The sequence below is a fragment of the Agriterribacter sp. genome (genome assembly GCF_035444585.1).
Classification (GTDB): Bacteria; Bacteroidota; Bacteroidia; order Chitinophagales; family Chitinophagaceae; genus Agriterribacter.
Map to the genome: position 1 here is coordinate 1 of NZ_DAOMOZ010000227.1, position 7,266 is coordinate 7,266.

The 7,266-nt window shown below is 46.1% G+C and carries 8 protein-coding genes; all 8 read left to right on the top strand.

Annotation, left to right across the window (positions count from 1 at the left end):
- On the top strand, positions 1-430 hold a 430-nt coding region (locus PLH26_RS18345), incomplete at its 5' end, for an HAD-IC family P-type ATPase (RefSeq protein ID WP_324587486.1).
- A gap of 45 nt (positions 431-475) precedes the next feature.
- A complete protein-coding gene (locus tag PLH26_RS18350; RefSeq protein WP_324587487.1) occupies positions 476-688 on the top strand; it encodes a heavy-metal-associated domain-containing protein in 213 nt (70 codons plus the stop codon).
- A gap of 21 nt (positions 689-709) precedes the next feature.
- Entirely contained in the window at positions 710-1,849 is a 1,140-nt protein-coding gene (gene nirK, locus PLH26_RS18355; protein ID WP_324587488.1) for a copper-containing nitrite reductase, read from the top strand.
- Positions 1,850-1,883: 34 nt separating this feature from the next.
- Positions 1,884-2,942, top strand: a complete 1,059-nt coding sequence (locus PLH26_RS18360) for a class I fructose-bisphosphate aldolase (protein ID WP_324587489.1) — start codon at positions 1,884-1,886, stop codon at positions 2,940-2,942.
- A 77-nt stretch (positions 2,943-3,019) separates the two neighbouring features.
- The gene (locus tag PLH26_RS18365; RefSeq protein ID WP_324587490.1) at positions 3,020-3,403 is read left to right on the top strand and encodes an HYC_CC_PP family protein; all 384 of its coding nucleotides are present in this window, start codon (positions 3,020-3,022) and stop codon (positions 3,401-3,403) included.
- Between the two features lie 55 nt (positions 3,404-3,458).
- Entirely contained in the window at positions 3,459-6,017 is a 2,559-nt protein-coding gene (locus PLH26_RS18370) for a TonB-dependent receptor domain-containing protein (protein WP_324587491.1), read from the top strand.
- Positions 6,018-6,051: 34 nt separating this feature from the next.
- A complete protein-coding gene (locus tag PLH26_RS18375) occupies positions 6,052-6,180 on the top strand; it encodes a hypothetical protein (RefSeq protein ID WP_324587492.1) in 129 nt (42 codons plus the stop codon).
- Between the two features lie 82 nt (positions 6,181-6,262).
- Positions 6,263-7,216: a ring-cleaving dioxygenase gene (locus PLH26_RS18380; RefSeq protein WP_324587493.1), complete on the top strand. Its 954-nt coding sequence runs from the start codon at positions 6,263-6,265 to the stop codon at positions 7,214-7,216.
- Positions 7,217-7,266 lie beyond the last annotated feature (50 nt).

Here is a 7,266-nt window from a genome sequence, read left to right on the forward strand (position 1 = left end):
AGATTTTCAGGCGGAAGTATTGCCGGCACAAAAGGCAGCTTTTGTAAAAGCCCTGCAGCGGCAGGGTAAAACTGTGGCGATGGTGGGCGATGGCATCAACGACAGCAACGCGTTGGCCCAGGCGGATGTGAGTATTGCGATGGGTAAAGGCAGCGACATTGCAATGGACGTGGCGAAAATGACCATCATTTCATCTAACCTTTCCAAAATTCCGGAAGCCATCCGGTTATCAAAATATACCGTTGCCACCATTAAACAAAACTTATTTTGGGCATTTATTTATAACTTTATCGGCATACCCATTGCGGCGGGTGTTTTATATCCCTTAAACGGATTTCTTTTAAACCCGATGATTGCCGGTGCCGCCATGGCTTTGAGCTCCGTAAGTGTTGTGACAAACAGCTTAAGATTAAAGTGGTTGAAATGGTGAACCGCCGGCGCCGGACGCCGGATATTATTTAAAAAAATAAAGATCATGAAAACGATACAACTCAAAACAAATATCAATTGCAGCGGATGTGTTGAAAAAGTAACCCCTTCTTTGAACAAAGCTTTTGGTGAAGCCAACTGGAAGGTGGACACAGCAGATCCAAAAAAAATATTAACGGTTACTGCCGGAAATACAGATGAAAAGGATGTGATAAACGCAGTGGAAAGAGCGGGTTATAAAGCCGGGCAACTGAATTGAACAACAAAATAAAATACATTTATGATGAAAAAAAATGCATTTAAATCTGTCATTAACCTGTTTTTGCAATCATTTGCGGTAATCGCTTTGGTGGTTTTGTTTGCCGCCTGCAAGGGGGGAGGCTCCACTTCAGTAATTGATCAAACCTACGAAGGGGAGGGCGACAACCTGGAAAGGGTTACCCAGGAAATGGTTGCTCCCCCGCTTTTACCCAAGCATGACCAGGTTGCCATTGGCGGACCCAAGATCGTTGAAGTTACTTTAACGATAGCCGAAAAGAAAATAGAGATAGCTCCGGGCGACTCTGTTTGGGCAATGACCTTTAACGGTTCGGTTCCCGCCCCCATGATCGTTGTGCACCAGGACGATTTCGTGGAGCTAACGCTTATAAACCCTGCAACCAATACCCAGTTGCATAATATAGACTTTCATGCGGCAACGGGCGAAATGGGCGGAGGCGATATTTCTGAAGTTAATCCAGGGCAGCAGGTAAAGTTCAGGTTCAGGGCTACCCGGCCGGGTGTTTTTGTGTATCATTGCGCTCCCGGAGGAATGATGGTGCCTATGCACGTTGTTTCGGGCATGAACGGCGCTATAATGGTGCTGCCCCGCGAAGGATTGAAAGACGAAAATGGAAACCCGGTCACTTACGACAAAGCCTACTATATTGCCGAACAGGATTTTTACCTGCCCAAAGACGCCAACGGGAAATATAAAAACATTGCCACCCCCCAGCAAAGTATGCAGGAAATGGAAGGGGCTATCAAAACGCTTATCCCTACCCATATTGTCTTTAATGGCCATAAAACCGCCCTGATCGGCAGAAGAGCGCTCACAGCTAAAGTTGGAGAAAATGTTTTATTTATTACATCACAGGCTAACCGCGACACCCGCATCCACCTCATCGGCGGTCATGCGGATCTGTACTGGCCGGCAGGAAAATTCAATAATAAACCTTATACCGACCTGGAAACCTGGGCTATACCCGGTGGCTCTGCTGCTGCAGCCTTGTATAAATTCCGCGAACCGGGTACCTATGTATACTTAAACCATAACCTGATAGAGGCGTTTGCTTTTGGTGCCATTGCCCAGATAAAAGTAGAAGGCGAATGGGATAACAGCCTTATGAAGCAGATTGAAAAGCCGGGTCCCATAAAATAAGATGCGCAATATATACGCGCTCAAAATACCGATTATGCAACATCACAATATAACAGAGCTGTTGGGCGATAAAGCCGCCTATTATTTAGATCATACCTGTACCGCCATTGATAAAGAAACGATCCATCTTCCTTCTGCCGATCATGTGTCGGAAATTTGGGCGAACAGCAACCGGAGCAACCAGGTTTTGCGCAGCCTGCAGGTTTTGCTGGATCATGGCCGTTTGGGTGGTACAGGCTATTGCAGCATTTTCCCGGTAGACCAGGGTATTGAACACAGTGCGGGTTCGGCGTTTGCGCCGAACCCGCTTTATTTTGATCCGGAGAATATTATTAAGCTGGCTATAGAAGGTGGCTGCAATGCTGTTGCGTCTACTTTTGGTGTGTTAGGAATTATGAGCCGCAGGTATGCCCATAAGATCCCTTTTGTGGTAAAGATCAATCACAATGAATTCCTGAGCTATCCCAATCGTTACGATCAAACGCTTTTTGGAACGGTAAAGAACGCCTGGAATATGGGCGCCGTTGCCGTTGGAGCCACCATTTACTGGGGAAGCGCCGAAAGCGCCCGCCAGCTTAAAGAAATAGCTGAAGCTTTTGAAATAGCGCATGAGCTGGGAATGGCTACTATTTTATGGTGTTATACCCGCAACAATGCTTTTAAGGTAAACGGATTGGACTATCATACTTCGGCCGATCTTACAGGGCAGGCCAATCACCTCGGCGTTACCATACAGGCGGATATCATAAAACAAAAATTACCCACCAATAACGGGGGCTACCTGGCAACAAAGCATGGTAAGACCAGCCCGCTGGTATACGAAAAACTCACTTCAGATCATCCTATTGATTTAACCCGTTATCAGGTATTGAATTGCTATAGCGGAAGGGTGGGCTTAATTAACAGTGGCGGTGAAAGCAAAGGGGAAAGTGATCTGCAGGAGGCGGTAACTACAGCGGTCATTAATAAGCGGGCCGGCGGCATGGGACTGATCTTAGGGCGCAAAGCATTCCAGCGGCCTTTTAATGAAGGCGTAGAGATGCTGCAGTCTATACAGGATGTGTACTTAGATAAGGATATCACAATTGCTTAATATGTTATTAAAAGCCGCCGGGATATTGACAATATATGTGTGAATAAGCCGTTCTTTTTTTACTTTTGCAGTTATCAATGAAAAGGATTTTTGTCATAGCGCTGATCATGCTGTACGGAGCTTCCAGTTCGGGAGTTACCTTTCAGTTGCATTATTGCTGTGGTAAATTTAAAAATATTGAATGGGCGCCCGTTAAGGACAATGGTTGCGGCAGCGATCATTCCATGGGGAAAAAGCCCTGTTGCGAATACAAGGCTGTTTCATTTTCGGAAGATGATGATCATACCAGTCCTGAGCTTGCTGTAAAAGCATTTAAGGCCAATGCAACGGCCATACCGGCTGCGCTCGTGTCCTTCTCCGGAGGATCTGTATCTTATCAGTATCTTCCCATAATTCTTACTGCGCAAACGCTACAGTCCAAACCACCTTTATTCCTCCTCAATCGTGTATTCAGGATTTGATTTATGAAATAGACTCAACGTATTCTATTTTTTAAAATCAAAAGGTTACACATTTATGATAAAAATTTTTAAGTATACAGCTACGGCTGTGCTTTCCCTGTTTTTTGTTTTTACTGCTGCCGCCCAGGATAATGACACTCCCGGAACAACATCTTTCAAAGTGTCGGGGGTTTGCGGCATGTGCCAGCATCGCATAGAAAAATCACTTGCTGCTAAAGGCATAAAAAAAGCAAAATGGAATGTTGATACGCAGATGCTCTCGCTTACTTACGAACCATCAGTTATCAGCCTGGAAGATATACACGCACGGGTTGCGTTAGCCGGGCATGATACAGAATTGAAAAAAGCTGCGGATAAAATCTATAATGCGCTGCCGGAATGTTGCCTTTACAGGGATAATGAAGGAGAAAACCATAATACGCCCATATTGTCTCCCGGCAGTGAGCCTGCTGTAACCGGCGTGGTGCTGGCAGAAGACAACAAAGGCAATTTTACTGCGCTTGAAGGGGCCACCATTGCCTGGCTCAATACGGCTAAAGGCACGGCATCAGATAAGCATGGTGTATTTTCTTTGCCGATCAATGAAAAAGATTCGCTGTTGGTGATCAGCTATACGGGTTACCGGCCCGATACCGTGCAGGCAACGGATAACAGCTCATTGCATGTTGTGATGGCATCCGACCGGCAGCTGAGTACCATTACGGTAACGGCACGACGAAAAAGCATGTTTGTTACTACAAACAGCGCCTTTCGTACCACTACCATTACTTCTAAAGAATTGATGAAGGCAGCCTGCTGTAATCTCAGCGAAAGCTTTGAGACCAATCCATCGGTAGACGTATCGTACAGCGATGCCGTAACAGGATCAAGGCAGATACAGCTTTTGGGCCTATCCGGCAACTATACCCAGTTAACAGTGGAAAACTTGCCAGGTCCGCGCGGCATTGCCACCCCGCTGGGACTGAACAGCATTGCCGGCCCGTGGATAGAAAGCATCCAGTTGAGCAAAGGAACGGGCTCCGTGGTAAATGGTTTTGAAAGCATTGCCGGGCAGATAAATGTAGAATTAAAAAAGCCCGAAAATACCGACAGGCTGTATGCCAACGGGTATATAAACAGCATGGGACGCTCAGATCTTAATCTTAGCCTTTCACAGCAGATCGGAAGCAAATGGTCGGCCGGCTTAATGCTGCATAATAATTTTTTATACAGCAGGCCGGATTTCAATAAAGATGGTTTCCGCGATCTGCCCACAGGGAATTTGTTCAGCGCCATCAATCGCTGGAAGTACGACAACAGCAAGGGGTTGATGTTTCAGTTTGGCGTAAAGCTACTGGCAGATGACAGAACGGGCGGTGAAACAGCATACAGGAGCACAGATAAATTCTCAACCGATCATTACGGCATGGGCATCAAAACAAACCGCTACGAAGGTTTCGCCAAGGTTGGGTATATGTTCCCCGAAAAAAAGTACAAGAGCATCGGGCTGCAGTTGTCTGCTTTCAGGCATAAGCAGAACGCCTATTTTGGCTTAACACCTTACGATGCGGAACAAAGCAGCTTTTACTCCAACTTTATCTTCCAGAGCATTATTGGCAATACAGCGCATAAATACAGAACAGGGCTGAGCTTCTCTGCCGATAGCTACAATGAGTTGTATCAAACACAGGCATTTAAGAGAAACGAAATGGTGCCCGGTGCTTTTTTTGAATATACCTACACGATGAATGAAAAGTTCGATGTGGTGGCAGGTATCCGTGCAGATCATAATAACCTGTATGGATGGTTTGCCACGCCACGGCTCAATGTAAGGTACGAGCCTGTGGCAGGCACCACCTTAAGGGCAAGCGTGGGCCGGGGACAACGCACCGCCAATATTTTTGCAGAGAACATGGGGCCGCTGGTAAGCGCAAGGATGGTTAATATTAGCACAAGTGAAAACGGTAAAGCTTATGGTTTAAACCCTGAAGTATCGTGGAACAAAGGCATCAGCATCGATCAGCAGTTCACGCTGTTCACGAGGGAAGCGATGCTGAGCATTGATTTTTTCAGGAATGATTTTACCAACCAGGTAGTAGCTGATATGGAAAGCCCGAGGCAACTGAAGTTTTACAATTTAACAGGAAAATCTTATTCCAATAGCTTTCAATCTGAACTGAGCATAATGCCCGCGGAGAAGTTGGATGTTCGTTTGGCCTACCGTTGGTTTGATGTAAAAACGACCTATGGAGATGAGCTCCTGCAAAAGCCGTTTACAGCCGGACACAGGGCATTTGCAAACCTTGGCTATGCTTTGCAGGGCTGGAAGTTTGATTATACCGTTAATTATGTAGGTACGAAGCGCATCCCCTCCACGGCCGCAAATCCTGTTGCTTATCAAATGCGTGTAAAGTCACCCGGCTATATTACCATGAATGCGCAGGTGAGCAAAGCGCTGGGCAAAGCCAGGGCGCTGGAATTATACATTGGCGGGGAGAATCTTACCAATTACTTTCAGAAGAACATCATCATAGCAGCCGCGCAGCCGTTCGGTGAATATTTTGATGCTTCCATGATCTGGGGACCCGTTAGCGGGCGGTTGATGTATGCAGGATTCAGGTACAGGATCAAATAAAGTAAGTGCCTCTTCCAAATGCGCCGTTTTTTTCGTGAGAAGCGAGAAGACAAAAGTGAAAGAAAAGAATGAACAGGCAATGCGCAATGGTGAATGGACCGCCATTCACTATTTACTATTCACCTATAACCCGGCGCAGGCCTGTATATTTTATAATGCTTGATTGAAGTCAGTGCTATTTATTAATTCAGCTCAACGCGCAGCGCAGTATTCTGTCGTAGCTTTACAGCAAACTATTTTATTGTATGGCTCAACTGATCACAGGCATACATCACATTACAGCCATTGCCTCCGGCGCTCAGAAGAACATTGATTTCTATTGCGGTATCCTGGGACTTCGGCTGGTAAAGCAAACGGTGAATTTTGACGCCCCGGAAGTATACCATTTTTACTATGGCGATGAAACCGGTAATCCCGGCAGCATTCTTACTTTCTTCCCCTACGAAGGATTGATAAAGGGAAGGCATGGAAAAGGGATGCTGAATACTACCGCGTTCTCGGTTCCGCTGCACGCGCTTGATTACTGGCTGCAGCGCTTAAAAAGATACAACATAGCCTGTAAAGCCCCGTACGAAAGGTTTGAGCAGGAAGTGGTGGTTTATTTTGAAGATGAGGATGGCCTGGGACTGGAAATGATCTTTAATGATAAAGATTCAAGACCGGGGTATGCAAACGGGTATATTCCGGGAGAGTATGCCGTAAAAGGATTTTATAATGCTGAAATATGGGAAGAAGGCTATGAGCGAACAGCAGGTTTGCTTACCGAACAGTTGGATCATGTGCTTATTGCCGAAAAGGGAAACAGGTTTCGTTTTGCCGCTACCGATAGTCCCGGCAATTATGTTGATGTGGTTTGTTCGCCCGACAGTATGAGAGGGCTGTCAGGCAGCGGCACCGTGCATCACCTGGCGTTCGCCACACCCGATAAAGAAACGCAGCTTGCTGTGCGGTTAAAGATCGTAAAACGGATGCTGAATCCTACACCGGTACTGGACCGGAATTATTTTACTTCCATTTATTTCCGTGAACCCGGTGGTGTATTGTTTGAAGTGGCCACCTCGGGCCCGGGTTTTGCTATAGATGAAACGGGAGATCATTTGGGGGAAGCGTTAAAGCTGCCTGAGCAATTTGAACCCCGCAGAGAGGAACTGGAAAAAAAACTGAAACCCGTAAAATTTAATGATGAACGATACAAATAATTCACACAAAAAAAATATAGTAACTGCAGGTGTTGCAATAGGAGAAGCTA

Coding starts and splice junctions, on each gene's coding strand:
- PLH26_RS18350 (WP_324587487.1), top strand. CDS start 476: ATGAAAACGATACAACTCAAAACAAATATCAATTGCAGCGGATGTGTT.
- nirK (WP_324587488.1), top strand. CDS start 710: ATGATGAAAAAAAATGCATTTAAATCTGTCATTAACCTGTTTTTGCAA.
- PLH26_RS18360 (WP_324587489.1), top strand. CDS start 1,884: ATGCAACATCACAATATAACAGAGCTGTTGGGCGATAAAGCCGCCTAT.
- PLH26_RS18365 (WP_324587490.1), top strand. CDS start 3,020: ATGAAAAGGATTTTTGTCATAGCGCTGATCATGCTGTACGGAGCTTCC.
- PLH26_RS18370 (WP_324587491.1), top strand. CDS start 3,459: ATGATAAAAATTTTTAAGTATACAGCTACGGCTGTGCTTTCCCTGTTT.
- PLH26_RS18380 (WP_324587493.1), top strand. CDS start 6,263: ATGGCTCAACTGATCACAGGCATACATCACATTACAGCCATTGCCTCC.